Here is a 25,289-nt window from a genome sequence, read left to right as displayed (position 1 = left end):
GGTTTATTGCAGCGGTGGCGCAAAAGGACAAGTCCCGGGAGGGCTGGGCGGATAGTCTCGGGTTCCTTGGAGAGGACCGATAATGGCGAGAAAGTTCAACGTATCGCGTGCGTTCTTCGCGGCGGCCGCGCTGGTCGTGGCGGTGGCTTCGGCCCCCGCCTCGCAAGCGATCGCGCAAACCACAGCGGCGCCTCCGCCATCGACCGCCTTGAAGGATCCTTGCGAGGTCCGCGCGCTGAACTGGCGTGGCAGGGCCTTCTACGAAGTGCTGTTCATGAACCGCGTTCCCGGCGGACCGGGCGGGAGCGGCAATTACTTCAACTCAATCGGGAGCCCGCTCGAAGCGCCCGGCGAGGTGACGGATGCGCGGTTCCGGGAACTGAACGCCGAGGCGCTGCGGCATGAGTTTGGCAGCGACGGTGTCTTCTTCAACGGGCCCCGGCGTTTCGTGGCGAACGGCGTCACCGGCATCGCCTACAACAACTGTGCGCCGCGGGTGATGAACTCGATCACCTTCTATCTATATGGAACCTTCGAAGTTCCCAATCTGGAGGCATTCGTCACCACCGCGCCGCCGGCCTACCGGCCGTTGGTTTCCAAGCGCACCAATACCTTCATCTTCAATGCCGGTGAGCAGGTGCACGAGTTGATCACGCCTGAGGGCGAGGTCTACACGATGTTCAGCCTCTCCCTGAAAGTGGATCCTGCCAACTCCCTCGAGAGGCTGGCGACCCTTGGGGAGCGCCTGACCTTGCCGGCGGGATGGCGGTACCGGGTCCGGACGCTGGACCGGGAATTGACCCTGTCGTCCAGCTACGACGCCAACCCGCCCAACACTATCGTTCTCGACCAGTTCCAAGGCAACTACCAGCACAACCCGGGCCAGCGGTAGTGGCCTGCATGCCGAGCGGCGATCACCTCTGACCTCAGCGAGACCGGCGTCACACCGGCCTCGATCAAGGCGATGATGGAGGGGCTGCGGTAGACGCGCGACTGACGCCGCGCCCGGCGGTCACGGCTGTCCCGAAAAAGCCCCCGTGCCGCGTCGCCTGGATCACGTCGGCGGGATCGGCTCGGGTCAAGGGGAGAAGCGGCGACCAGCGCGGATGGCCTCAGGTCGCGAAGCGGTCGCGCGCGCGCGTTTCCTCGCGGGACGCGCCGGTTTTTCGCGCGACGACGGGAGAGCGCCACGTTCCCGCGTCGATTTCGGCAATCTGCCGCGCCATCTCGCGCGACACCACGCGCGCGAAGGGGCCGAGGTGGAGATAGAAGGCGGCCATCGTGCCCACCGCCTGGAGCGCGCCGGGATTGACGCGGTGGCAGTCGACCAGCGCCTTGACGTAATGCCCGATCAGCAGCGGATGGTGCCGCATCGCCGCGCGCAGCAGCCGGTAGAGCGAGATCCAGTCGCCGCGGCCGAGGCCCAGCACGCGCCACGGCGGCTTCGCGCCCGGTATCGACTGGCGCGCGGGCCAGAAGCAGTCGAGCTGGCGCGCCGCGCGGCTCACCCGCCCGAAGAAGGCCTGCGGCGTGTAGATGCGATCGATCACGCTCTTGTAGTCGGCAAGCACGTCGCGCCGCTGCCGGAGCGTCTCGAAGTTGAGCCCGAGCAGGCACTGGTCGCCGCCCTCGCGCAGTTTCTTCTGCGTCCAGTCCTCGGGAAACATACGGTTCTCGCGTTCGAGTCGCCGCGTGAGCTGGGTGTTGGCCAGCGCCGTGAGCAGCCCCGCCATGCAGATCGCGATACCGGCATCCTCGATGCAGTCGACCATGCCGTCGGCGACGCCTGCCATCTCGCTGTCGAAGCCCACGATGAAGCCCGCGATCACGAACATCCCGTGGCGATGGATTCGCGCGACGCTGTCGCTCAGCGCCCGGCGGGTGTTCTGCTTCTTCTGCATGGACACCAGCGTATCGCCGTCCGGACTCTCGATGCCGACGAACACCACGAAGAAACCGGCCTCGCGCATCAGCGCCAGCAGCGCCTCGTCGTCGGCCAGGTTGACCGACGCCTCGGTCGAGAAGTTGAACGGGTAGTCGTGCTGCTTCTGCCAGGCGATGAGCGCGGGCAGGAATTCCTTCACCGCCTTCTTGCTGCCGATGAAATTGTCGTCGACGAAATCGACATGGCCGCGGTAGCCGCTGCGGCGGATCGCCTCCAGTTCGGCCAGCATCTGCGCCGTCGTCTTTACGCGCGGACGGCGGCCGTACAGCTCGATGATGTCGCAGAACTCGCAGGTGAAGGGACAGCCGCGCGAGAACTGGACGGCGAGATAGAGATAGTCGCCGCGCTTTAGCAGGTCATAGCGCGGCACCGGCGTCGTGGTGACGTCGACCTTGAACTTCTCCGCTGTGAAGGTGCGGCTCCGATCGCCGGCTTCCCAGGCGGCGATGAAATCGCGGATCACGGTCTCGGCTTCGCCGACCACGACGAAGTCGGCATGGGCATAGACGTGAGGCTCGGAACTCGCATCAGGTCCGCCGACGACCACGGGCTTGCCTCTGCGCTGCGCCAACCCGACCAGTTCGAGGCAGTCGGGCCGTTGCACGTTCATTCCGCCCGTCATCACGAGATCGGCCCAGTCGAGATCGCTTTCCGCGACATCGGCAACATTTCGATCGATCATCCGGCAGGTCCAGCTGGAAGGCAGAAGCGCTGCGACCGTCAGCAGGCCCAGTGGGATTGCGGTATGACGCGCGCCGCCAACCTCGCTGAGTGCCTTGTTGTTCCAGAAGGTGGTGGCCGGAAAGCGCGGCGACACCAGCAGGACGTTGCAGCGTTCATCCGGAATGTGGGCGCTCCCCTGCAGCCAAGAGACCAATGACCGGGCAGCCGATAAGTTGCCGTCCGAACAGGCGCGTCCCTCCAAATGTCGGAAGGGGGACACAAAGGACGAGGGGAGAATGCCGATTTGCTTCTTCTATGCGGGCAGGGGCATGTCCTTCAGCAATTTGTCGAGCGTGATGGGGTAGTCGCGCACGCGGATGCCCGTGGCGTTGTGGATGGCGTTGGCGATGGCGGCGGCGACGCCGCAGATGCCGAGTTCGCCCACGCCCTTGGCCTTCATCGGCGAGGACATGGGATCGGTCTCGTCGAGGAAGATCACCTCCTGGTGCGGGATGTCGGCATGCACCGGCACCTCGTAGTGCGCGAGGTCGTGGTTGACGAAGAAGCCGTGGCGCGCGTCGATCGCCAGTTCCTCCATCAGCGCGGCGCCGGCACCCATGGTCATCGAGCCGATCACCTGGCTGCGCGCGGACTTCGGGTTAAGGATGCGGCCGGCGGCGCAGACGACGAGCATGCGGCGCAGGCGCACCTCGGCGGTCGCGGCATCGACACCGACCTCTACGAAATGTGCGCCGAAGGTCGACTGCTGGTACTTCTTCGCAAGGTCGCCGAACTCGATCGCGTCCTCGACAACCAGCTCGCCGCCCTTGGCCGCGTCGCCGAGCGCGATCGCCCGGCTGCCGGAACGGACCTCGCCGTCGACGAATTGCGCGTCGGCGGCATTGAGGCCAAGCTTCTTCACCACCGCCTCGCGCAGCTTCACACACGCGGCATAGACGCCGGCGGTCGAGGAGTTGGCGCCGAACTGGCCGCCGGAGCCCGCGGACACCGGGAATGTCGAATCGCCCAGGCGCACGACGACCTTCTGCAGCGGCAGGCCCATCATCTCCGCCGCGGTCTGGGCGATGATCGTATAGCTGCCGGTGCCGATATCGGTCATGTCTGTCTCGACCGTGACGATGCCGCGCGCATCGAGCCGCACGCGCGCCGCCGACTTCATGACCGGGGCGCCGCGATAGGCCGCCGCCATGCCGAGCCCCACCAGCCATCGACCGTCGCGTGCCTGCATCGGCTTCCTGCGGGCGGCCCAGCCGAACTTCTCGGCACCGGTGCGCAGGCATTCGGTGAGCTGGCGCTGGGAGAACTTGCGCTTCGGGCTTTCGGGATCGACCTGGGTGTCGTTGCGGATGCGGAACTCCACCGGATCGAGGCCGAGCTTCTCCGCCATCTCGTCCATGGCGATCTCGAGCGCCATCATGCCGGGCGCCTCGCCGGGCGCGCGCATGGAGTTGCCTTCGGGCAGGTCGAGTTCGGAGAGCCTGAGCCGCGTCAGCCGGTTGGCGCCGGCATAGAGCAACCGCGTCTGCAGGACGGCGGTTTCCGGCTTGCCGTCGGGGAGGTCACCCGACCAGCTGTCGTGACCGATCGCCGTGATCGTGCCGTCCCTTGTCGCGCCGATGCGCAGACGCTGGATCGTCGCCGGACGGTGGGTGGTGTTGTTGAACATCAGCGGACGCTGCAGCGCCACCTTGACCGGCCGCCGCGCCGCGCGCGCGCCCAGGGCGGCGAGCAGCGCGTCGGCGCGGACCCACAGCTTGCCGCCGAAGCCGCCGCCGACATAGGGCGACATCAGGTGGATCCTGTCCTTGGCGATGCCCAGTGTCTTGGCCATATCGCCCACGCTCCAGGCGATCATCTGGTTCGAGGTCCACAGCGAGAGCTTGTCGCCGTTCCAGGCGGCGGTGCTGGCATGCGGCTCCATCATCGCGTGGGCCTGGTCGGGCGTCGTGTAGGTGGCATCGAGCTTTACCGGGGCCGCGCCAAAGGCGCCGTCGAAATCGCCGACCGAACTGTCGGCGGGCTCGTCGTCGGTGCCGGCCGGCTTGGCCTTGTCGCGGGACGCGGCGAGGTCGTAGGCGCCCTTGGCCGGCGCATACTCGACCTTGATCAGCCCCGCCGCATGGCGCGCCTGCTCGAAGGTCTCGGCGACGACCAGCGCGATGGCCTGGTGATAATGCTGGATCTCCGGCCCGCCCAGCAGCCTGGCGGTGTTGTACTCGCCCTTGCCGAGCTTGCCGGCATTCTCTGCCGTGACGATCGCCAGCACGCCGGGCGCTGCCTTGGCGGCGGCGAGGTCCATCGACTGGATCCGACCCTTGGCGATGGCGGCGCCCAGCACATGGCCATAGGCCGCGTCGGGTGCCGCGTCGTGACGCTCGTAGGCATAGGGCGCGGTGCCGGTCGTCTTGAAGCGGCCGTCGATGCGGTCGACCGGCTGGCCGACGACCTTGAGCTGGTCGATGGGATTGGTGGTGGCGGGCGTGTCGAATTTCATGGCTCAGCCCCTCGCATCGGCCAGCACGGACGCGAGCGCGCGCTCGGCCAGCGGCAGTTTGAATGCATTGTGTTCCGTGGGTTTGGCGTCCGCGAACAGCTTGCCCGCGACCGCCTTGGCGCCGCGCGGCATCTCCGCGTCGGCGGCGTCGAGGCGCCACGGCTTGTGCGCCACGCCACCCAGCGCGACGCGTCCGCTGCCGTCGGGCTGCACGATGGCGGCCACCGACACCAGCGCGAAGGCATAGGAGGCGCGGTCGCGCACCTTGCGGTACTGCTGCGAGCCGCCGACCGGCCTGGGCAGCGTCACGGCGGTGATCAGTTCTCCGGCTTCCAGCACGGTCTCGACGTTCGGCGTGTCGCCGGGCAGGCGATGCAGCTCCGCGATCGAAATCGTGCGGGTGGCGCCCTGCGGCTTCACCGTCTCGATGCTGGCGTCGAGCACGCGCATCGCCACCGCCATGTCGCTGGGATGGGTGGCGATGCAGGCCTCGCTGGCGCCGACCACGGCATGCTGGCGGTTGATGCCGCCGATCGCCGAGCAGCCGCTGCCGGGCCGGCGTTTGTTGCACGCCATGTTGGTGTCGTAGAAATAGGGACAGCGCGTGCGCTGGAGCAGGTTGCCCGCCGTCGTCGCGCGATTGCGCAACTGGCCCGACGCGCCGGCCAGCAACGCGCGCGACAGTACCCCGTAGTCGCGCCGCACGCGTTCGTCGGCCGCTAGGTCGGTGTTGCGCACCAGTGCCCCGATGCGCAGGCCGCCTTCTTGCGTCGGCTCGATCGTGTCGAGCTTCAGCCCGTTCACGTCGATCAGATGCGCCGGCGTCTCGATCTGCAGCTTCATCAGGTCGAGCAGGTTGGTGCCGCCGGCGATAAACTTCGCCTCGGGCCGGCGCGCCGCCGCCGCCGCGGCCTCCGCGGGCGAACCCGCGCGTTCGTAGGTGAAGGGCTTCATGCCTTGCTCCCCGCGACTTCGGTGATCGCGTCGACGATGTTGGAATAGGCGCCACAGCGGCAGATGTTGCCGCTCATGCGCTCGCGCAGTTCGGCGCCGGTGAGTTGCGGTTTGGCATTGAGGTCGGTGGTGACGTGGCTCGGAATGCCGGCCTCGATCTCGGCCAGTACGGCGACGGCGGAGCAGATCTGGCCCGGCGTGCAGTAGCCGCACTGGTAGCCGTCATGCTTCACGAAGGCGGCCTGCATCGGGTGCAGCCTGTCGGGCGTTCCCAGTCCCTCCACCGTTGTGATGTCGGCGCCGGGATGCATCACGGCGAGCGTCAGACAGGAATTGATGCGCCGCCCGTCCAGCAGCACCGTGCAGGCGCCGCACTGGCCGTGGTCGCAGCCCTTCTTGGTCCCCGTGAGGTTCATCCCCTCGCGCAGGGCGTCAAGCAGGGTGGTACGTGGATCGAGTTCGAGGTCGCGCGGCTTGCCGTTCACGGTGAACGACACCTTGAGCGTCGTGGCCTTCGCGGCTTCTGGCGGCGTTTCGGCGGAAGATTGTGCCAGGGCGGCTGGAACCGTTCCGATCGCTGCCGTGGTCGCGGCTGCGGCGATCATGCTGCGGCGGCGCAACTCCTGTTGCGGGGGGCTTGCCATGGCTGGCTCTCCTTCTGAGGGGGCGCCGGCAATGGATGGCGCTGCGTCGGCCAAACGCACGGCGCGATGCGATCGTTGCGCGGCATTCTTGCCACATCGGCGCGTGCCGCCTGCGAGGAGGGGGCCTCGGCATTTGACATGGCGCAAGGCGGATTGCCTGCCGGGAGCTCATGTTGGACGGGCGCCATCCGCGGAGGAACCCAGATGCGAGCCAGCGAGATCATGACGACCAACATCGTCAGCGTGAACCTCAAGGACACGGTGTTCGATGCCGCCGAGATGCTTCTCGGCGCGCGAGTCAGCGCTGCGCCGGTGGTCGATGACGAGGGACATGTGCACGGCATCGTGAGTGAGGCCGATCTCATCCATCGCGCCGAGCTCGCCACCGGCTCGCGCAAATCCTGGCTGGGGCGCCTACTCGAGACGAACGCCGACGCCGCCCGTGAATTCGTGGCGACACACGCGCGCAAGGTCGCCGACGTGATGACGCGCAACGTCGTAACCGCCTCGGGCGATGCGACGCTGGGCGACCTCGTGGCCCTTATCGAAAAGCACAAGGTCAAGCGCATCCCGATCGTGCGCGACGGGCTGCTGGTGGGCATCGTCAGCAGGGCCAACCTGCTGGAAGCGCTGCTTTCGCGTGAACCGGACGGTGCAGCAACCGCTTCCCCGACCGACGACAAGGCGTTGCGCGACGCAGTATCGAAGGCCGTCGAAGGGCAGCCCTGGTCTTCGCGCTGGCCCACCACCGTCGTCGTCAGCGACGGCGTGGTGCATCTCTGGGGATTCGTCGAGGGGGACGCGGTGCGGCAGGCCTACAGGGTCGCCGCCGAAAACATTCCCGGCGTGCGTCGCGTCAAGATTCACCTGCGTACGATGCCTGCCAGCGTGGGCATGGGTACTTGAGCCCACCGGCGACGAGCTACATGGCTCCCATCGCGCCGAGATCGGCAATGGCACCGGCGATCAGCCGCGTGCCGATGGCCATGAGCAGGATGTCGTTGGCGACGCGCACATACTGGTAGCCAGCGGGCGCCGGCGTAAGCTGGCCGAGGAGGGGTCCGGGCAGCGCATAGAAAGCGACGCTGGTCGGCAACGGCTGGCCGATTGCCCAGAGCTTCTTGGCCTGACCCGGGGGCAGACAGCCATTGTTCTTCTTCGCGAGACCGGGCGGGCAATTGCCCGCTGCGTACAGCGGTTGGTAGTAGCCGTAGATCGCCGTCCGGTCGCGATCCGTAACGATGACGGCAGGTGCGGAAGCCGGGTTTGGACCATTCCCCGGCGCTGCCCCGGCCGCACCTTGGCCGGGATTTCCGGGGGACTGAACCTTGTCCGGTCCTTGCCCGCGACCCTGTCCGGGGCCGTCTTGCCCGGTTGTCTTCGGGCCGCCTTTGTCGGCTTTGTCGGCGCCACGACCGTGGCCTGGATTCTGGGCGGAGGCAGGAGCCGCGAACGTCGTGAAACACACGAGGGCGAGCGCCAGGCTGATCGGCTTCATACAGGGACCTCCAAACAGGCCGACATAGACAGGTACGACTGCATCCGCGCCATAGCTGTGCGTGCCTTGTGGTCGGCACCGAACCAACGTCGCCGGCCGGGAAAGGTTTCGGCTGCGAATGGCTCGCAGGTTGTGGCGAGCAGGAAACCTTCCCATGAGGCAGTCGTTTGATCTGCATCACATCCCGCCTTGAGGCGTCAGGCTAGCGTATCGACCATCGGAAGGAGCCCTCATGCGTAGGCTGCTGCAGATCGCGAGAACAGGCTTGGCGTCCTTGGCGCTGACCTTGGCCTTTGGCGGACCGCTGCGGGCGGAAGGCGGTACCTGGACCGTCGAGCGTGATGTAGTTACACCCAGCTACGCCTTCATCGAACCCCGCACCAGCGACTTCAACATCGATACCGTCGTTCTCGCCTGCGAGCAGGCCGATGAGCGTCGGGTCGTGCAGCTTCAGCTCTACTTGTCCAACGAGGGTCCACTCGTTCCCGCCAACGCCAGGGCCGACCGGCTGAAGACCAACCCGCGCGCGGAAGTCTCGATCGATGGCAGGGTCTTCCCGATCGACATCCTCTTCGCGGGTGACCATGTCGTACTGGCCGACGAGACCGATCGCATGTTTCCCGGGGTGTCGGATCGGCTTCTGGACTCGCTGCAGGAAGGCCAGGTGATGAAGCTGCGGCTGGATCTCGTCGCCGAGCCTGGCCGTGACTCCGACGCCTTCGACGGCGAGACCGTCATTGACCTGCGCGGTGCGGACAGCCGGAGCGTCATCGCCGCAGTGCGCCGGTGTGGTGCCGAAAGCGACCTGCAGAGCGCCGCGCTGGAGCCGCCGCACCGCTGAAGCCGCGCTCACACCTTGCGGTGTGAGGCGCGGAGAATTTCAGCGAAACACCAGCACGGGGATTGTGCTGTGGGTAAGGACCTTGACGGTCTCGCTCCCCAGGATGAGCGCTGCCGCGCCGCGACGGCCGTGCGAGGCCATGGCGATGAGGTCGCATTGTTTGTCTTTCGCCACGTCGATGATGGCTTTCCAAGGCAAGGCCTGTGTGACCTGTACCAGTTCGTGCGGCACGCCAAGAGCCTTTGCCGCGCTGCCAGCTTCCGCGAGATGGCGGTCGGCCGCCTGGCGCGCGTGAGTCTCGTATTCCGCTTTCGTGTCTGATAGCTGGGTGCTGTCCATGGAGAAAATCTGGAACGGCTCCAGCACGGTCAGGACCGTGACCTTTGCGCCTGCATCGCGTGCGAATGCCATCGCATTCTGGACGGCCGTCATAGAGAGCGCCGAGCCGTCCGTGGGAACGAGAATGTGCCGATACATGATCTGAATCCTCCCTCCTTGTATTCCGCGATGCTACCTGTACTGCCGGCCCGCCATATTGATCTGGGTCAATCGCAAGTTGCGGTCACCTCAGCCGCAGGCGTACGGCGCGGGCGCATGCTCTCGCGACCACTGTGAGTGTTCGCGCCTGGGGCAGGTCAGCGCTTGATGATGCTGATGCGGCCGTCGGCTTCGATGTACGCGGCCTTGATCTCGCGGCAGTCCTCGCAACCCTCTTCGCGGATCTGTGCCATCAACTCTTCCTCGGTGACGAATTCACGACGCATGTTGTTCCGAAGCAGGCGTCCATCCTCGACCAGCTTGAGCTTGGGGTCGCGGGTCAGGCGTTCGAAGGCGGGAAACCGGTACTGCAGCCACTCGATGATGTAGCTGCACGACAGGATCACCAGGATGACGATGGCGCTGTCGATCACCGAGCGAGAGTCGGGCAGGAACCCCTGGCCGGCCACTTCCGACACCAGAACAATCACGAGGACGTCCATCGTGCCGATGCCCCCGACATTCCGCCGCAGCACCAGCCGCAGCAGCACGAACACGATGACATACATCAGCACGCCCCGAACAAGCAGCTCGGCCAGCCCTAGTTCGGGCATGAAGATGGCACGCCAGTCGATAGAGAACAGCCCAGGCACTGCTCGCTCCTCCGCTCCAGCGCGCGGCATCAACGTCATGGGCTGCTCAACGTTGCCCGCTCGCGCGCTCGGCCGGCGAGGTTCGTCCGCAAGCGGACAACGTGGGGCAGTGCGTTGCCGCGGCCGCAGCGCTGTCGGGACGAGGCCGTTGTGGCCGCATGTTGGAAACAGAATTAGAAGCACAGGCGCGTGGCAGCGGCGCGGCAGAAGATGCGGAGGACCTGCGGGCGTTGGCGGCGCGGATCGACGCATCTCCGCTTTTGCTCGAGGACGACGCGGATGAGCAGCAGCTGGAGGCGGCGGCGCTCGAGCTGCGCCGTCACTGTCTCGCGCGTGCCCATCGCCAGGCCGATCCCAAGCTGAAGAGCCCGTGCGCGGGCACGGTGGCGCGCCTGCCCTGCGGCAGCCGCGTGTCGCTGGGCTACGAACGCGATCTCGACGTGTCGGCGCTGGAGCAGCGCGGCGGCGAGGACTATCCCACGCCGCCCGGCTGGCGCTCGCTGCGCGTGCTCTGCCGCAGCGGGCAAGCGGCGCTGGCCTGCCTGCTGCATCTCGCCTTGTCGACCGCGCGGGATGGCACGCTGCGCACCCGGCACGCCGGCCGATACTTCGAGACCAAGGCGCTGCTCGACCTGTGGCCGCGCAGCGTGCTGCCGCGCGTGCCGGCGGAGGCCAGTGCCTTCGATGTGCAGGACGTCGACCTGCTGATCGGCGAACCCGCCGCGTGCAGCGGCGGCTTCGAGGTCGCGCGACCCGAAGCGCTGCCGCGGGTGCGCCACGTGCTGCTGCTCGACACGACGATGAGCGGGCCGGCGGTCGATCTCGCCCCGTGGTTCGCACACCACGACGGAGCGATCGCCGCGGTCTTCCGCTCGGGGCTGAAGCTCGACCAGGCCGGCCTGGAGCTGGCCAATGTCGGCATCGTGCAGCTCATGGTGCGCGAGGGCTCGGGGCTCGATCCCGAGGCGCTGGCCGAGAAGCTGCGCCACATCCGCGGCCTCACCGCCACCGGCCTGACGCTCGACGAGCTGGGCGCGCTTTCCGCGCCGTGGTTCCTCGATCGCGACTACTTCCGCCGCTACACCGAGCGCCTGTTCGCCCACAACGCGGCACTGGCGCAGGCGATCGGCCGCGATTCGCCGGTCTTCGAGCCCGACTGCCATCCCTGTCTTGTCTCAGAGACCGCGCCGCCCGCTGCCTTCTGCGCGCTGCGGCTTCGCGACGGCGACCTTGCGGCCCACCGCCGCCTGCTGGCGTGCGTCGAACACGAAGTCGGGCGGCGCGGGATCGTGGCGACCAAGGGCGGCTCGTTCGGCTTTCGCGGCATCCGCTACGAACTGGTCGAGCCGAACCCCGAGGACGGTGCGCCGTTCCTGCGCGCGGCGCTGGGCTTTCGCGGCGGCGCCGGCGTCGCGGCGATGATCGAGCTGTTCGGCGAACTGGCGCGCGGCAACTTTACGGCGGGCCGCGACGTTCATAGCCTCGCATCAGCGAGGTGAAGCATGAGCAGTCTGGATGACGCTGTCAGGGTGGCGAGCGCCCTGCGCGAACAGAAAAAATATCCCGAGGCGATCGACCTGCTTCAGAGGGCGCTGGCTGCCGCCGCTCCCGACGACTTCCACCGCCTCGCCGCCAACCGCGAGGGCGTGCGTGCCGCCGAGGAAGCGGGCCTTCCCGCCGTCGCCAAGCGCTTCGCCGACGCCATCGCGATCCGCGACGAAGAGGGCGAGGAGGAGGAGGCTTAGCCTCTCCTGCCTAGCCGCGTGACGACCCGGCGCGCGTCGCGAGATGCCGGGCCAGCTTGTCCAGGGTCTGGCCGCCATAAGCCACGGCGCCGAAGCCGATGGCCGTGGCGCGGCGCTCCTTCGAGGGGTGCATCTGGCGCAGCGTCAGCACCGTCTTACCGTCGCCCTGCTGGTCGAAGGTCACGAGCATGTGGAACCGGTCAGGATCGGGATCCTTGTCGGATCCGTGCTCTACCTCGATGAAGGATGGCGCTTCGAGGCGCAGGAAGACCATGCGGTTGCCGTAGCGTGTGCCGTCGGGCGCCACCATGTCGAAACGCCAAATGCCGCCCGGCCGGAGGTCGATGGCGTGGGTCTCGACGGCGAAGCCCTCGGGCCCGAACCAGGCCCGGATCTGCTCCGGGTCGGTCCACGCGGCATAGACCAGCTCGCGCGGCGCATCGATCAGGCGCGTGAGTACGATCTCGCGGTCGAGCGGCCAGTCGCGCCACGGGGAAGTGGCCGGTCGGGCAGCGTCCTTCGGGGAGGAATCGCTCATGGTCTCAATGCCTCTTCGTCTTCATGCGGTGGATGTGGGCCTCCATCCGGTCTAGGCGCTTCTCCCATTCGGTCACGTGCCGGTGGATCCACGATTGCGCTTCCTGTAGCGCGCGCGGCTCGATCCGGCAGGTCCGCACCCGCCCGGTCTTCTCGGAACTGACCAGCCCGCTCTGCTCGAGCACGCGCACGTGCTTCAGCAGCGAGGGCAGGGCCATGTCGAACGGCCGGGCGAGTTCGCTCACGGATTGCGGTCCCTCGCACAGCCGGCTGACAATCGCCCGCCGCGTCGGATCGGCGAGTGCCGCGAAAGCACCGTCGAGATCGGATGAATACTTAGCCATATGAGAAAGTATTAACCGATGCCCGATCCCGGTCAATAACAGTTTCACGAATGGATAACTATTGCGCCCCGCCGGACGACACTGCCTGCGCTACGCTCGGGCGGGCAGCGCGCCCTTAGAGGCGCGGATCTGGGCGACGGCCTGATCCCAGGCGGCGAGGCGCTCGGGGCCGGCGGGATGGGTGTCGAGCAGGCCGGTATCCTTGCGATCGGAGGCGCGCGCCATGGTGACCAGCAGGCCGCGCGCCTTGTCGAGATCGACGTTCGAGCGATAGAGGATCACCGCGGAGAGATAGTCGGCCTCGCGCTCCTGCGACTTCGAGAAGGAAATGCGGCCGACGGACCCGCCGGCGCGCGCGCCCGTGCTCGTCATCGAGGTGATCAGCGATTGGGGCAGGTAGGTGCTGGAGGTCGCGACGCCGACCGCCGCGCCCAGCACCGCGCCGATGAGCGCGCCGGTCCTCTGGTTGGTCTGGTTGTTGGCGATATGGTTCGCTGCCTGATGACCGATCTCGTGACCGAACGCCATGCAGACTTCTTCCTCGTTCGCCGTGTATTCGACGAGGCCGCGATTGACGTAGATCAGCCCGTTGGAGCCCGCGCCGGCATTCATCGCGCGGCTCTGCGACGAGGTGATATTCCAGTTGCAGACGCCGACGTTCATCTCACCGCACATCTGCTGGGCCGTCGGCCGGATACGGGCGAGGGCCGAGGCCATGATGTCGTTGACCTGTTCGTCCGTCAGTTCGCGGCGCGCCGGCGGCCCACCCGACGCCTTCACTTCGCTCTGCGCCAGGCTGAGGTTGTTGTCGTTGATTTGGGGCAGCTGATGCACGGCCCCCGCGCAACCGCACAAAGCACAGGCGCCGCCCAGCGCGAAGAAAGATCGCCTCTTCATAGCTCCCCCGTGCTGCCCGTGGTTGCAGCGTCCCGGCGCACGCTACCCAGAGGTATGTCGGCGAGTCAACGACGGCCCGCGCCGGCATCCTGTTTTGTATCAATCGTAACCGGGCGGCGCCGCGTGCGTCCCGGAAACGGCCGTCCGTGATATTCTGTCCACAGCGGTTGCGAGGGTTGCCGGTGACCAGGGACGACAGAAGACTTGCCGAGCTCGAGAAGGGCCTCAATCAGTTGCGCGACGATCTCAACGATCTGTCGAAGGCGCTGAACGTCAATCCTCGGAACACCAGCCTCGTGATCCGGCGCGTCAACCTGATGGGCCGCATCGTGGCCACGCAGTCCAGCGTCGAACAGCTGCGCGGCACGCTGCGGCACGCCTGATCGCCGCGCCTGATTGCCAGGCGATTTCCATTCGACACCTTGCCGCAGCGAAGGGCTCGTCGTCGCACTTCACAGCCGCGTTTCAGCGGTTATAAGGTGCCGATGTCCGATATCGAAACCCTGCGTAAGTCGCTGGCCCATTCCTCCGAAGGGCTCTCCTCCGAAGACAAGAAGAAGATGGCCGTTTCCGCCATCACCACGATCCTCGACGCGCTGGGGCGCGGCGTCGGCCCGTTCGGCGAGTGGGAACAGCGTTGCCTGGCCGCGTCGATCATCGCGCTGCGTGCGAGCAAGTACGACGATTCGCGCGCGCTGGCGCGCCGGGCGATCTGGCCCGAGGAAAACCGCCGCAATTCCGGCGTCGCGCGCCTGCTGCTGCGTCCCGGCATGCTGACGCTGGACGAACTTGCCCGCGAACTGAAGATTGCCCAGGCGATGCCGCCGCGGCGCTTCCAGGCCGCCGCCTAACCAGAACCGAATCGACGTCCGGCGCGCGCTCCTTCCGTCACGCGGAGGAGGGCGCCGGCATTGGCGCGTCCGCCTCACCTGTGTAGACGGGACGCGTCATGTCGACCGGCGATCCAGCACGCGCGAAGACGATGGCCGCAGCGACGGAGAGCGTGCCGCCCGGCCGGTGGACGCTCGCGCGCTGGGCGATCGCCTCGTCGACGCTCGGCTTCCCGCAGGCGGCAGGCCCCGTCGCCTTCGCGCTGGTGGCCGTCGCCCTCACGGGCGACGCAAGCGGCGGCGCGGCGATGATCCTCGCCATGACGCTGGCGCAGGTGGCCGGCGCCATTCCCCTGACGCGGCTCGGCCGCCGCTTCGCGATGGCGGCGTTCCTGCGGCTGCTGGTGATCGCGCGCACCGTGGCGCTGGTGGCGATCGCCGCAAGCGCCGCCTCCGGAGTCTCGCTCGCCTGGCTCATCGCGCTCGCCGCCGCCGCGGGGCTGGTGAACGGTGCGGCCTATGGCTATCTGCGCGCGGTGCTGAACCGGATCGCGCCCGCCGCGGGCCTGTCCCGCGCCCTGGGGATCTCCGCGACGCTGAACGAGCTCACCTACGTGGCCGCGCCCGTGGTCGCCTCGGGACTCGGCTCGATCTCGCCGGTGCTCGGCATCGTGGCGATGGCGCTGGTCGGCGCGCTGCCGGCGCTGCTCGTTCCCAACCTCGGCCCGGCAACGGCCGCTCCGCCGGAGGCGGCGCCGCGCCGCGGGGCGGGCTCGATCCTGCGGCCCGCGATCCTGCTCTGGTTGCTGTGCGCGGCGGCCGGCGGCGCGACCGTGGCCGCGATCGAGATCGGCGCCGTCGCGCTGGCGTTGAAGTTCGGCTACGAGCCCGCGCTCGCGATCCTGTTCACCGTGCCGCTGTGCATCGCCTCGGTGGCGGGCGGCGTGTGGGTCAGCGTGCGCAACCGGCGCGCGACGCGCGGCGTCGTGGTGGCGCAGCTGCTGGTCATGAGCGCGGGCGCCGCGCTCGCCGCCTCGGGTCTTTCCGTCGCCACCACGCTCGCGGGCGCGATCCTGATCGGCCTCGTGCTGGCGCCGCTCGCCACGCACTATTCGCTGGCGCTCGACGCGCTCGCGCCGCCGCACCGCCGGCCCGAGGTCTTCGCCCTCCTGCGCACCGCCAATGCGTGCGGCGTCATCCTCGCGAGCGCGCTGCTGACCGCGGTGTCCCTGTCGACGGCGCTGTCCGCCATCACGGCGGCGATGGTCTTCGCGACCGTCGCGGCAGGCATTGCCTCCGCGAAACGGCGCGAACCCGTGCCGCCGTCGCGCGAATGATCGTCCATACGTCGCCGGGTTGTTCCGATCGGCAGTTTTTCGGCAATCCGCTGGCGTCACATTCGTCCGGCACGTTAGAAGAAGCGCCGGGAGGAAACTGGATGCGAAAGTTTGCCTTGCTGGTGGCGCTGGCGCTGGCCGTCGGTGCCTGCCAGCCGCGCTCGGCGCCGTTGATGGCGACGGCGGACTACGAGCAGCAGGTCCGCAGGATCGCCGCGCCGCCGTCCGACCGGGCGCGTCTCTACATCTTCACCGGCAAGCACCAGGCGCACGCGCTCCTGACCACCTACACGCTGCACGACGTCACCGCGGACCTATACGTCGACGAGACGAAGATCGGGACGGTCAATCCGAAGGAGGCGATGGTGGTCGACATCGTGCCCGGCCGTTACAGCCTGCACTGGCTGCCGCTGAACAACACCGAAGGGCTCCTGTTGAAGAGCAAGCGCTTCGAGACGGAGTTTGCCGGCGGCACCGCGCATGTCCTGTTCGCCAACATAGAGCCGCCGTTCGGTCCCGAGATTGCGCCGGGCATCGTCGTGACGCCGACCAATCCAGGCCCGGCCAACAACGTGATCCCGCCGCTGTTCAAGATCGTGCGTCCCGCCTCCTGTCCGCCCACGATCTGCCTGCCCTGACGCGGCCGCGCCCGTTGCTCCCTGCGGAAATGGATCGGCGTCCTCGCGTTCCCTGACGCTTCCTGCCTGCTATCCTCCTCTCCAATACGAAGAGCGTGGGGACGGAATGGATTTCCAGGAACTGGTGCACAGCCGGCGCAGCGTGCGCGGCTTCGCGGACAGGGCGATATCGAAGGCGACGATCCACGAGATCATCGAGGACGCAAAGCGTGCGCCGTCGTCGATGAACAGCCAGCCCTGGCACGTCCACGTGCTGACCGGCGCGCCGCTCGACGAGGTGCGCCGGCGCAACATGGAGGAGATGGCGGCGGGCAAGCCGTCGAAACGGGACATCTTCACCCACGGGCCCTACGAGGGCGCGCATCGCCAGCGCCAGGTCGACATCGCCAAGCAGCTGTTCGCCGCCATGGGCATCGCGCGCGACGACAAGGCGATGCGCCAGGACTGGGTGATGCGCGGCTTCCGCCAGTTCGATGCGCCGGTGTCGCTGGTGCTGACCTACGACCGCGTGCTCGATCCCGGCGCCACCTGCCACTTCGACCTCGGCGCGCTGTGCTACGGCATCGTGCTGGCCGCGTGGAACCGCGGCATCGGTGCGGTGGTGAACGGCCAGGGCATCGCCCGCTCCGACATCGTGCGCGAGGTCGCCAGCATCCCCGACGACGAGGCGATCATGACCTGCGTGGCGCTGGGCTATCCCGACGAGTCCTTCGCGGCCAACGCCGTGCGCTCCGAGCGCGTGCCTGCCGAGGAATTCGTGCGCTACGTCGGGTTCGACTAAGAGTCCCGGTCCACGTCGGCCCCGGCCGTTGTCTCGCTGAGATCGACCAGCAAGACAAGGAGCATCGCGCCGAAGCCCAGGATCGTGATCGGCGCCGCGAACTCGACGTTCGCGAGGTTGGCGGCGATCCCCCCAGCGCGGCGAGGTTGCCGAGGCCCAGCGGCGTGAACAGCCGGGCGCCGATGGCCGAGGCGGCGCGGCCGAAGAGTTCAGCGGCAACCATCAGGGTAAGGCGGTGACGGTGACCGTCGCGCGGACATCGCCGCAACTATGTGGACGACGCCGCAATTCACGATGACTGATCAACCACCATGCCGCAGCTCGGAGATCGCGCGGTCGTCGCATCCTAATCAAAGGAACCTTCGCTGCGCTCAGAATGACACGCGCCTCCGCATCGGCGCACCCGTGCAGCTTCCGACAGCAGTGTCATCGCGAACGATGCGAGGGATCGTTCGCTGACGCGCCTCAGCCGCGGCCCATCGCGTAGAACTCGGGGTTGGGGCGCATGCTGGTGACATTGGCCATGCGGTTGGACAGGCCGAAGAAGGATGCGATGGCGGCGATGTCCCAGACGTCTTCCTCGTCGAAGCCGTGGCCCTTCAGGGTCTCGATGTCGGCGTCGCCGACGAGGTGCGCCGACTGGCTCACCTTCACCGCGAAGTCGAGCATCGCCTTCTGGCGCGCGGTGATGTCGGCCTTGCGGTAGTTGATGGCGACCTGGTCGGCGATCAGCGGGTCCTTGGCGCGGATGCGCAGGATCGCGCCGTGGGCGATCACGCAGTACTGGCACTGGTTGAGGTTCGAGGTCGCCACCACGATCATCTCGCGCTCGGCCTTGGTGAGGTTGCCCTTCTTGTCCATCAGCGCGTCGTGATAGGCGAAGAAGGCGCGGAACTCCTCGGGGCGATGGGCCAGCACCAGGAAGACGTTGGGCACGAAGCCCGACTTCTCCTGCACCCTCTCGATGCGCTCGCGAATGTCGGCCGGCAGGTCGGCGAGACGCGGGACGGGGAAGCGGCTGATGGTGGCGGCTTCGGCGGTTGCTGACTCTGGCGCGGACATGGCGGAGCTCCGGGACTCTCGTGATGCGGCAGGGGGCGGCGGGCGGCGGCCGCGCGCCCCTCAGCGTTCTTCTTCGTCGTCGCTGTCGAGGCGTTCGACGATGCGGACCATGCGGCCGTCCTCGTCGAACAGGATTTTCAAGCTGTCATATTCGGTCCCGCCGTCCGTGTCCTTCAGGTAATGCCAGTGGGCCACAATTCGATTGCCTTGGCCCTTGACGCGTGTGGCCTTGCCGAACTGCGCCACGGCGTCCTGATAGGTCGATTGTCCAGGCTTCAACCGGTCGACGGCGTCGACCTCCAGCGGCTGGCCAATCTCCCGGGCGCAGGCCCCGAGCACCAGCAGACAGGCGATGGCGGCTAAACTCCGGCGGGAACGCAGGGAAAGGAACGGGCTGAGGGGCAAGCCGGAATCTCCTTGGGGGCTCGGCGGTCGCAACGTCGTCCGACAGAGATAGGAGGCGATCGGCCTGGTGCAAGCCGCCCGCAACGCGCGTGCCTCCGGCTGCGTTGAGGCGGATGGACATTCAGGATTTTGCCGGCTCCTTGCCGGAGCTTCGGCCGGAGCTTTTCCTCGTCGGTGAGTTGGAGGGCTGGGGCATCATCGAGCGCGTGACCGGAGGACTGCAGCAACGCTTCACGGTGAAGGCGCACGGTTCCTGGGACGAGGCGGTGCAGCTTCTCACCTTCACCGAGACGTGGATCTTCGACGACGGGCGGCAGGATACGCTGTCCTGGCGGATCGCCCGCCGGCCGGATGGACGCTATGCGGGCGAAGAGCCACGGCTCGAGGGCGAGGCTGAAGGGGAAGCGCGGGGCTGTGCCTTTCATTGGCGCTACACGCGCGACACGCCGCAGAAGGGCGAGGAGCCGGGCGATCGGTCGTCCATGGTCCTGAACTTCAACGACTGGTTCTACCGCATCGACGAGCGCGTGGTGATGGTCCGCGCCAGCGCCGGGCGGGCGGGGCTTCCCTTCGCTTTCATCCACGCGACCTATCGGCGGATCTGACGGCTGGCCACGTCACGAGCGCAGCTGCCCAGGCGTGGCGGATTCGCGCCCGCAAGCCAGTCTCGGCTTACGCGTTGCGCACGCAAGTGATGCCCAGGCTTGTCGGGTGCTCGCGGCGAGTTCATTCTCATCAACTTGCGTCGTCTCCGCACTGGACCCTCGGCATGCCCCTGCACTGGACCATCGATTCGCGGCAGCAGCTGTTCGTGGCCACCTGCGACGGCGACGTCGAGCTCGCGGAAGTCCACGAGATGATCGACGTGGCCGTGGGATGCAACGCCCTCGGCTATCGCAAGATGTTCGATGGCACCCACGGCGATACCCGGATCGGTCCTCTGGACATTCTCGGCATCGGCGTTCGAATGCGTTCGCTCGAGGGCCTGACGGACACGCACGGCCCCCTCGCCATCGTCATCCCGGAAGACAAGCACCTGCTCCTGACCCGCCTGCTCGGCATCCTCGCTGCCTCCAATCGGCCGCTGCGGGTGTTCAAGGATGTCGAACGGGCGCGCAAGTGGCTGGACGCCGTGGCGGCCGGCGAGGGCGTGAGCAAGCCCGAATCGGCCCGTGCCGTTCTGGCCTAGCCGGCGAAGGATTCCGCTGTCAGGTCCGACATCGACGCCTTCTGCGCTTCCGTAAGCGCGACGCTTCGCCGGGTCCCGGCATCGACATAGACGTGCACGAAATGGCCCACCGCGGCCGGCGTGTCGCTTCCCTTCGGGAAAATGGCGAGTTCGTAGCGCAACGAGCTGTTGCCGATGCGGCCGAGCCGGATGCCGACATCGACCGTCTCGGGAAAGCCCACAGGGGCCAGGAACTCGCAGCCGCTGGCGATGCAGAGGCCGATCGAGGTCTGGCCGGGCGCGCGCAGGATGCCGCGCTCGATGGCCAGCGTGGTGAGCGCCGTGTCGAACCAGTTGTAGTAGACGGCATTGTTGACGTGGCCGTAGGCGTCGCAGTCCGCCCAGCGGCTGGCGACCGGCATCCACCATCGGTAATCGTCCCGCCGCTCGTCCTTCGCCGCCTTTGCGCCCGCCATCACGAACTCCTTGGTCCTCGTCCCGCACTCTCCTGTATCATCGAAGCCGGTCGAGGAGTGGTGTGCAAATGAGCGTTACGGTGCGGAGCGAACAGGCGTGCTTTGGCGGCACGATCGGAGTCTACAGCCATGCGTCGCGCGAGACGGGCACCGAGATGAGGTTCTCCGTCTTCGTGCCGCCGGGCGCGGCGGCGCGGCCCCGTCCGGCGCTCTATTTCCTGGCGGGGCTCACCTGCACGGAAGAGACCTTCATGATCAAGGCGGGCGCCCTGCGCCATGCCGCCGACCACGGGTTGGTCCTGGTGGCGCCCGACACCAGTCCGCGCGGGCTCGGCCTGCCGGGCGAGGAGGACAGTTGGGATTTCGGCACCGGCGCGGGCTTCTATCTCGACGCCGAGGCCGAGCCGTGGCGGCCGCACTACCGGATGTATTCCTATGTGACGCGCGAGCTGCCCGCGCTGATCGAGGCCGGCTTCCCGGTCCAGGCCGGGCGGCGCGGCGTGTTCGGCCATTCGATGGGCGGGCACGGCGCGCTGGTGATCGGGCTGCGCAATCCCGAGACCTATCGCTCGGTCTCGGCCTTCGCGCCGATCTGCAATCCCGTCGCCGTGCCGTGGGGCGAGAAGGCGTTCGGCCACTATCTCGGTCCCGATCGCAGCCGCTGGACGGCCTGGGATGCGAGCCTGCTGATGCGCCAGCGGCCGTTCCCCGATTCGATCCTGGTCGACCAGGGGATGAAGGACCAGTTCCTCGACGGGCAATTGCGGCCCGAGTCGCTGGAGAGCGCGGCCGCCGCCGTGGGCCAGAAACTGGTCCTGCGCCGGCACGAGGGCTACGACCATTCCTACTGGTTCATCCAGAGCTTCATCGCCGACCATCTCGCCTGGCACGCCGAGCGTCTCGGCACCTGACGCGGTTCAGGTCCCAAGCGTGGGCATGCGGAAGAGGAAGGCGGTGGCGTCCGTCGTCGACGTGGCCGTTAGCGTGCCGCCATGGGCACGCGCGATCTCGCTGCAGATGTAGAGGCCGAGGCCCAGCCCCTGCTGGCTGGCGCGGACCTCGCCGCGAAAGAAGGGCTCGAACAGTCTTGCCAGCGCCTCGGCGGGGATCGGATCGCCGTGGTTGGTCACCGACAGTCCGAACGTGCCGTCCTCGATCCTGGCGTCGATCGCGATCGGGGTGCCCGGCGCGCCGTAGACGACGGCGTTGCCGAGCAGGTTCGACAGGAGCTGGCCGATACGGCCGGCATCGCACGAGACCGGCTGGTCCATCGCGATGTGGCTGACGAAGCTGCGGTCGGGCGAGGCCGCGCGCAGCTCGTCGACGACCTGGGCGAGCAGGGGCGTCAGAACGACGTCGTGCCGCTCGAGGTCGATGCCGTTGCCCAGCCGGCCGCGCGCGAAGTCGAGGATGTTGTCGATCAGCGTCGACATGCGCGAAATGCTGCCCTGGGTGAGATGCAGCATCTCGTCGAGCGTGAGCCGGCCGCGCTTCACGAGGTCGGCGCCCGCCTGGATGGAAGCCAGTGGATTGCGCAGGTCGTGACCCAGCACGGCGATGAACTGCTCGCGCAGCTCGGACTCGCGGTTGGCGTGGGCGAGCCGGGCCGACGTCGATTCGGCGCGGGTCTCGGCCTTCTCGCGGGCGATGCGCTCCATCGCGTTCAGCCGGCGCAGTTCGATCATCTTCATGATCTGCCGCGCGGTCAGGCGCAGCAATGCCTTCTGGTTCTCGTCGAGCTCGCGCGGCTGGTAGTCGAGCACGCAGATCGTGCCGAGCGGCAGGCCCTCGGGCGATTCGAGGAGCGCGCCGGCATAGAAGCGCAGGTGCGGCTCGCCGGTGACCAGCGGGTTGTCGGCGAATCGCGCGTCCTCCAGCGTGTCGGGCACGATGAAGAGATCCGGCTGCAGGATGGCGTGGGCGCAGATCGAGGCGGGCAGCGGCGTCTCGCGCACGCCGAGGCCGAGCTCGGCCTTGAACCACTGGCGGCTCGAATCGATCAGGTTGATGACGGAGATCGGCGTGCCACAGATCGCGCTCACGACCCGCACCACTTCGTCGAACTCCTCCTCGCGGGGCGTATCGAGGATGTCGTATGCCCGAAGGGCGGCGACGCGCCGGATTTCGTCGGAGTGTCGGCGGGCTTCCATCAGCCCGTCGTAACAGATCGGTCCGCCTCAGTCCTCTCCACCGGCACCGGTTCGCCGGTCAGCTCGTGCACCGCGCGTGCGACGATCTCCAGCGTGTAGGGCTTCTGGACGACGATCCGGCTGCGATGCTCCATCGGCAGCTGGGCCTGCTCGCCGTAGCCCGTGGCAAAGAACAGCGGGATGCCGAGATCGTTCAGCCGGTGGGCGATCGGGAAGCTGTTGCGGTCGCCCAGGTTGATGTCGAGTAGGGCGAGGTCGGGCCGCGCGGTCTCGATGGCGTCGAGGGCGGCCTCGATGGTCGCCGCGGTGACGACGCTCTCGGCCCCCAGCCGGTACAGGATGTCTTCGGCGTCGAGCGCGATGATCAGGCTGTCCTCGACCAGCAGCACCGTCTGGCCCTTGAGGATCGGTCCCGGCAGCGCCTGCGGATGATCGGGTGCGGAGCGCTTCAGGCGCACCGGCCGCGCCTGGCCGGGACGCGGTTCGACGACGTGGCGCGCGGGGATGCTGAACTGGGCGCGGATGCCAGCGGGGTCGTAGGTGATCTCCGCGGTGCCGCCGAGGTCGTAGGGGATCGAGCGCTCGATGATGGTGGTGCCGAAGCCCTTGCGCTTGGGCGGCGTCACCGGCGGGCCGCCGCTCTCGGACCATTGCAGTTGCAGGTCGCCCTTGGCGTCGAGATGCCACCCAAGCCGCGTGCGGCCATCCGGCACCGACAGGCTGCCGTACTTGGTCGAATTGGTGACGAGTTCGTGCAGCAGCAGCGCCAGCGTCGAATAGGCCTGCGGCTTGAGGAGCAGGGGTTTGCCCTCGGAGACCAGCCGTTCCTTGTCGCCCACGATCGCCGCCGTCTCCGCGTCGATCAGCGCCTGCATCGGCGCGGGCCCCCAATGGTCGTCGGTAATCTGATTGTGGGCGCGCGCCAGTGCGTGAATCCGGCCATCCACCAGTCGCACGAAGTCGCGCACCGCGGGTTCGTCGGGTTGAGACTGGCGGATCAGGCCGCGGATCACGCCCAGGATGTTGCGCACCCGGTGGTTCAGCTCCGCGATCAGCATCTCCTGCCGCGCGCTGGCCTGCTGACGCTCGGCCGTGGCCTCGTCGGCCAGGCGCAGCACCACCTCGATGAGCGTGGCGCGCAGCGTCTCGGCGACGCGGAGCTCGGCGGGACTGAAGGGCTGCGACTTGCCCTGCACCAGTTCCTTCCATTCCTCGAAGCTCTGGCGCGGCGTGAGGCGCGGGCCGTTGGGCCCGTACTCGACCGGTTTGTGCGGATCGCCGCCCCAGCGCACGGCGCGCACCAGCTCGGAACGGAACAGCACGACGTAGTCGCGCGGCGAGCGCGAGATCGGGATGGCGAGCATCCCGGCCGCGGTCGAGGCGAAGGCACCGGCGCCGTCGAGGATCGAGCCGATATGGTCGGTGGCGAACACCTTGCCGGCCGCCGTACCGTTCAGCGCGCGGATGATGCGGCGGAATTCCTCGGTCGGCGGGGTGACGCCGGAGAACGCATAGGAGCCGGCGATCCAGATGCCCATGCCGTCGGCCGGGATGGCGCGCATCAGGATGTCGGCCAGCCATTCGGGGTCCTGCAGCAGCGTCTCGTTCGAGGCGATGGCGCCCAGTAGCTGGTCTGAGATGTCGCGCGCCCGCCGTTCGTAGGCCACGTGCTCCTGCCGCTCGCGCGCTTCAAGCCGCATCGAGAACATCTGCGAGAACAGCTCGCAGACGGAACGGCGCTCGAAACTCGGGCAGCGCGGCGAATAGTGATGGCACGCGAACAGGCCCCACAGCCGGCCCTCCACCATGATCGAGATCGACATCGAGGCGCCGACGCCCATGTTGCGCAGGTATTCGATATGGATCGGCGAGACCGCGCGCAACATCGACAGCGACAGGTCGAGCGGCCGGCCCGTCGGGTCGAGCTGCGGCACGATCGGCACCGGCTCGGCGTCGACGTCGGCGATGACGCGCAGCAGGTTGCGCTTGTAGAGTTCGCGCGCCTGCTGGGGAATGTCGCTGGCGGGATAGCGCAGGCCGAAGAAGGTGCCGATGCCGGCCTTGCAGGCCTCGCCCACGACCTCGCCCGAGCCGTCGGGCGCGAAGCGGTAGACCATCACGCGGTCGAAGCCGGTAAGGCCGCGCACCTGGCGGGCGCCTTCGCGGAAGAAGGTGTTGAGATCAGTGCACTGATCGAGGCGGCCGATCATCGAGCGCACGAGGCTGGTGGAATCCTGGTGCTCGCCGGAAGAGGGCTCGCCCTCGATGACCACGCTACCGCCCGACAGGTGGAGCGCGATGTCGAGGGGCGGGCGGCCCGGGACCACCTCGACGCTGAACAGCCGTTCGACGGAATCGGGGCCGCGCAGCATGATGGTGCGGTTTCGCAGATCGTGGATGGCCTCGGCGCAGAACACGTCCGCCAGCGGCCTGCCGAGGATTTCCTCGGGGCCCTTGCCGAGCCACGTTTCGACATTCGCCGAAGCGCGCGCCACCATCCAGTCTGAGGTCAGCGCGATCAGGAAGCCGATCGGCTGGATGGCGCCCAGGATGTGAATGGGCTCACGGTCGCAATTTGTGAGATCTACACTCTGAAGCGGCTCGTTCACCCAGGACTCCAAGGTCTGCTCCGGGAGCGAGGCCGATTCAAGTCGCATACCCGTATCCACGCTCCCCCGAGCGCTCAATAACGCGGCGGGGCAGCCGAGGTTGCCGAGGGATAGCCGTCG

28 protein-coding genes are annotated in these 25,289 nt (G+C 67.7%); 13 read left to right on the top strand and 15 right to left on the bottom strand.

The window, feature by feature from the left end; genetic code table 11:
• Positions 1-82: 82 nt before the first annotated feature.
• On the top strand, positions 83-892 hold the full coding sequence (locus LJ725_RS25495) for a hypothetical protein (RefSeq protein WP_230553772.1): 810 nt from the start codon (positions 83-85) through the stop codon (positions 890-892).
• 220 nt (positions 893-1,112) lie between these two features.
• On the opposite strand, the gene LJ725_RS25490 is transcribed toward LJ725_RS25495, so the two are convergent.
• The 4 genes from LJ725_RS25490 to paoA form a co-directional block, all read right to left on the bottom strand.
• The gene (locus LJ725_RS25490) at positions 1,113-2,822 is read right to left on the bottom strand and encodes a B12-binding domain-containing radical SAM protein (protein ID WP_230553771.1); all 1,710 of its coding nucleotides are present in this window, start codon (positions 2,820-2,822) and stop codon (positions 1,113-1,115) included.
• A gap of 99 nt (positions 2,823-2,921) precedes the next feature.
• Entirely contained in the window at positions 2,922-5,123 is a 2,202-nt protein-coding gene (paoC, locus tag LJ725_RS25485; RefSeq protein ID WP_230553770.1) for an aldehyde oxidoreductase molybdenum-binding subunit PaoC, read from the bottom strand.
• Positions 5,124-5,126: 3 nt separating this feature from the next.
• Positions 5,127-6,077, bottom strand: coding sequence for an FAD binding domain-containing protein (locus LJ725_RS25480; protein WP_230553769.1), 951 nt, complete (start codon positions 6,075-6,077; stop codon positions 5,127-5,129).
• Entirely contained in the window at positions 6,074-6,721 is a 648-nt protein-coding gene (gene paoA, locus LJ725_RS25475; RefSeq protein ID WP_230553768.1) for an aldehyde dehydrogenase iron-sulfur subunit PaoA, read from the bottom strand. The genes LJ725_RS25480 and paoA overlap by 4 nt, the downstream gene beginning before the upstream one ends.
• Before the next feature lie 222 nt (positions 6,722-6,943).
• On the opposite strand from paoA, the gene LJ725_RS25470 reads away from it, so the two are divergent.
• Entirely contained in the window at positions 6,944-7,627 is a 684-nt protein-coding gene (locus LJ725_RS25470; protein WP_230553767.1) for a CBS domain-containing protein, read from the top strand.
• Positions 7,628-7,643: 16 nt separating this feature from the next.
• Here LJ725_RS25470 and LJ725_RS25465 read toward each other — a convergent pair whose 3' ends face one another.
• Positions 7,644-8,219 (bottom strand): hypothetical protein, encoded by a 576-nt coding sequence (locus tag LJ725_RS25465; protein ID WP_230553766.1) that lies wholly within the window; start codon positions 8,217-8,219, stop codon positions 7,644-7,646.
• Positions 8,220-8,451: 232 nt separating this feature from the next.
• Here LJ725_RS25465 and LJ725_RS25460 point away from each other — a divergent pair, with 232 nt between their 5' ends.
• Positions 8,452-9,060, top strand: coding sequence for a hypothetical protein (locus tag LJ725_RS25460; RefSeq protein WP_230553765.1), 609 nt, complete (start codon positions 8,452-8,454; stop codon positions 9,058-9,060).
• 39 nt (positions 9,061-9,099) lie between these two features.
• Here LJ725_RS25460 and LJ725_RS25455 read toward each other — a convergent pair whose 3' ends face one another.
• Together LJ725_RS25455 and LJ725_RS25450 are read right to left on the bottom strand one after the other, a co-directional pair.
• The gene (locus LJ725_RS25455; protein ID WP_230553764.1) at positions 9,100-9,537 is read right to left on the bottom strand and encodes a universal stress protein; all 438 of its coding nucleotides are present in this window, start codon (positions 9,535-9,537) and stop codon (positions 9,100-9,102) included.
• Positions 9,538-9,695: 158 nt separating this feature from the next.
• Positions 9,696-10,190, bottom strand: a complete 495-nt coding sequence (locus tag LJ725_RS25450; RefSeq protein ID WP_230553763.1) for a DUF421 domain-containing protein — start codon at positions 10,188-10,190, stop codon at positions 9,696-9,698.
• A gap of 230 nt (positions 10,191-10,420) precedes the next feature.
• Between LJ725_RS25450 and LJ725_RS25445 the strand changes: the two genes are divergently transcribed.
• Both LJ725_RS25445 and LJ725_RS25440 read left to right on the top strand, forming a co-directional pair.
• Positions 10,421-11,689: a hypothetical protein gene (locus tag LJ725_RS25445; protein WP_230553762.1), complete on the top strand. Its 1,269-nt coding sequence runs from the start codon at positions 10,421-10,423 to the stop codon at positions 11,687-11,689.
• 3 nt (positions 11,690-11,692) lie between these two features.
• Positions 11,693-11,935: a hypothetical protein gene (locus tag LJ725_RS25440; protein ID WP_230553761.1), complete on the top strand. Its 243-nt coding sequence runs from the start codon at positions 11,693-11,695 to the stop codon at positions 11,933-11,935.
• Positions 11,936-11,945: 10 nt separating this feature from the next.
• On the opposite strand, the gene LJ725_RS25435 is transcribed toward LJ725_RS25440, so the two are convergent.
• The 3 genes from LJ725_RS25435 to LJ725_RS25425 all read right to left on the bottom strand — a co-directional run bounded on the left by LJ725_RS25435 (position 11,946) and on the right by LJ725_RS25425 (position 13,713).
• Positions 11,946-12,473, bottom strand: coding sequence for an SRPBCC family protein (locus tag LJ725_RS25435; RefSeq protein WP_230553760.1), 528 nt, complete (start codon positions 12,471-12,473; stop codon positions 11,946-11,948).
• A 4-nt stretch (positions 12,474-12,477) separates the two neighbouring features.
• Entirely contained in the window at positions 12,478-12,816 is a 339-nt protein-coding gene (locus tag LJ725_RS25430) for an ArsR/SmtB family transcription factor (RefSeq protein ID WP_230553759.1), read from the bottom strand.
• A gap of 90 nt (positions 12,817-12,906) precedes the next feature.
• On the bottom strand, positions 12,907-13,713 hold the full coding sequence (locus tag LJ725_RS25425) for a M48 family metalloprotease (protein ID WP_230553758.1): 807 nt from the start codon (positions 13,711-13,713) through the stop codon (positions 12,907-12,909).
• Positions 13,714-13,895: 182 nt separating this feature from the next.
• Between LJ725_RS25425 and LJ725_RS25420 the strand changes: the two genes are divergently transcribed.
• The 5 genes from LJ725_RS25420 (at position 13,896) to LJ725_RS25400 (ending at position 17,299) form a co-directional block, all read left to right on the top strand.
• A complete protein-coding gene (locus LJ725_RS25420) occupies positions 13,896-14,096 on the top strand; it encodes a hypothetical protein (RefSeq protein ID WP_230553757.1) in 201 nt (66 codons plus the stop codon).
• A 102-nt stretch (positions 14,097-14,198) separates the two neighbouring features.
• Positions 14,199-14,564 (top strand): hypothetical protein, encoded by a 366-nt coding sequence (locus LJ725_RS25415; RefSeq protein ID WP_230553756.1) that lies wholly within the window; start codon positions 14,199-14,201, stop codon positions 14,562-14,564.
• A gap of 98 nt (positions 14,565-14,662) precedes the next feature.
• The gene (locus LJ725_RS25410) at positions 14,663-15,880 is read left to right on the top strand and encodes an MFS transporter (RefSeq protein WP_230553755.1); all 1,218 of its coding nucleotides are present in this window, start codon (positions 14,663-14,665) and stop codon (positions 15,878-15,880) included.
• A gap of 101 nt (positions 15,881-15,981) precedes the next feature.
• Positions 15,982-16,518 (top strand): hypothetical protein, encoded by a 537-nt coding sequence (locus tag LJ725_RS25405; protein ID WP_230553754.1) that lies wholly within the window; start codon positions 15,982-15,984, stop codon positions 16,516-16,518.
• A gap of 106 nt (positions 16,519-16,624) precedes the next feature.
• Positions 16,625-17,299, top strand: a complete 675-nt coding sequence (locus LJ725_RS25400) for a nitroreductase (RefSeq protein WP_230553753.1) — start codon at positions 16,625-16,627, stop codon at positions 17,297-17,299.
• A 465-nt stretch (positions 17,300-17,764) separates the two neighbouring features.
• On the opposite strand, the gene LJ725_RS25395 is transcribed toward LJ725_RS25400, so the two are convergent.
• Together LJ725_RS25395 and LJ725_RS25390 are read right to left on the bottom strand one after the other, a co-directional pair.
• Positions 17,765-18,361 carry a peroxidase-related enzyme gene (locus LJ725_RS25395; protein WP_230553752.1) on the bottom strand — a complete coding sequence of 199 codons (597 nt, stop codon included), beginning with the start codon at positions 18,359-18,361 and terminating at the stop codon, positions 17,765-17,767.
• Positions 18,362-18,421: 60 nt separating this feature from the next.
• Positions 18,422-18,766: a hypothetical protein gene (locus tag LJ725_RS25390; RefSeq protein ID WP_230553751.1), complete on the bottom strand. Its 345-nt coding sequence runs from the start codon at positions 18,764-18,766 to the stop codon at positions 18,422-18,424.
• A gap of 113 nt (positions 18,767-18,879) precedes the next feature.
• Here LJ725_RS25390 and LJ725_RS25385 point away from each other — a divergent pair, with 113 nt between their 5' ends.
• Positions 18,880-19,371: a DUF3833 family protein gene (locus LJ725_RS25385; protein ID WP_230553750.1), complete on the top strand. Its 492-nt coding sequence runs from the start codon at positions 18,880-18,882 to the stop codon at positions 19,369-19,371.
• 164 nt (positions 19,372-19,535) lie between these two features.
• Positions 19,536-19,955, top strand: a complete 420-nt coding sequence (locus LJ725_RS25380) for a hypothetical protein (protein ID WP_230553749.1) — start codon at positions 19,536-19,538, stop codon at positions 19,953-19,955.
• On the opposite strand, the gene LJ725_RS25375 is transcribed toward LJ725_RS25380, so the two are convergent.
• Positions 19,952-20,410 (bottom strand): acyl-CoA thioesterase, encoded by a 459-nt coding sequence (locus LJ725_RS25375; protein ID WP_230553748.1) that lies wholly within the window; start codon positions 20,408-20,410, stop codon positions 19,952-19,954. The genes LJ725_RS25380 and LJ725_RS25375 overlap by 4 nt on opposite strands.
• 68 nt (positions 20,411-20,478) lie before the next feature.
• On the opposite strand from LJ725_RS25375, the gene fghA reads away from it, so the two are divergent.
• Entirely contained in the window at positions 20,479-21,321 is an 843-nt protein-coding gene (gene fghA, locus LJ725_RS25370; RefSeq protein WP_230553747.1) for an S-formylglutathione hydrolase, read from the top strand.
• A gap of 6 nt (positions 21,322-21,327) precedes the next feature.
• On the opposite strand, the gene LJ725_RS25365 is transcribed toward fghA, so the two are convergent.
• The gene (locus tag LJ725_RS25365) at positions 21,328-22,560 is read right to left on the bottom strand and encodes a GAF domain-containing sensor histidine kinase (protein WP_230553746.1); all 1,233 of its coding nucleotides are present in this window, start codon (positions 22,558-22,560) and stop codon (positions 21,328-21,330) included.
• Entirely contained in the window at positions 22,560-25,169 is a 2,610-nt protein-coding gene (locus tag LJ725_RS25360) for an HWE histidine kinase domain-containing protein (RefSeq protein ID WP_230553745.1), read from the bottom strand. The genes LJ725_RS25365 and LJ725_RS25360 overlap by 1 nt, the downstream gene beginning before the upstream one ends.
• Between the last annotated feature and the right edge of the window lie 120 nt (positions 25,170-25,289).

It is taken from the genome of Reyranella aquatilis (assembly GCF_020880995.1).
GTDB lineage: Bacteria > Pseudomonadota > Alphaproteobacteria > Reyranellales > Reyranellaceae > Reyranella > Reyranella aquatilis.
The sequence above is the reverse complement of the archived record's forward strand: the minus strand, read 5'-3'. Positions and strand labels throughout refer to the sequence as shown.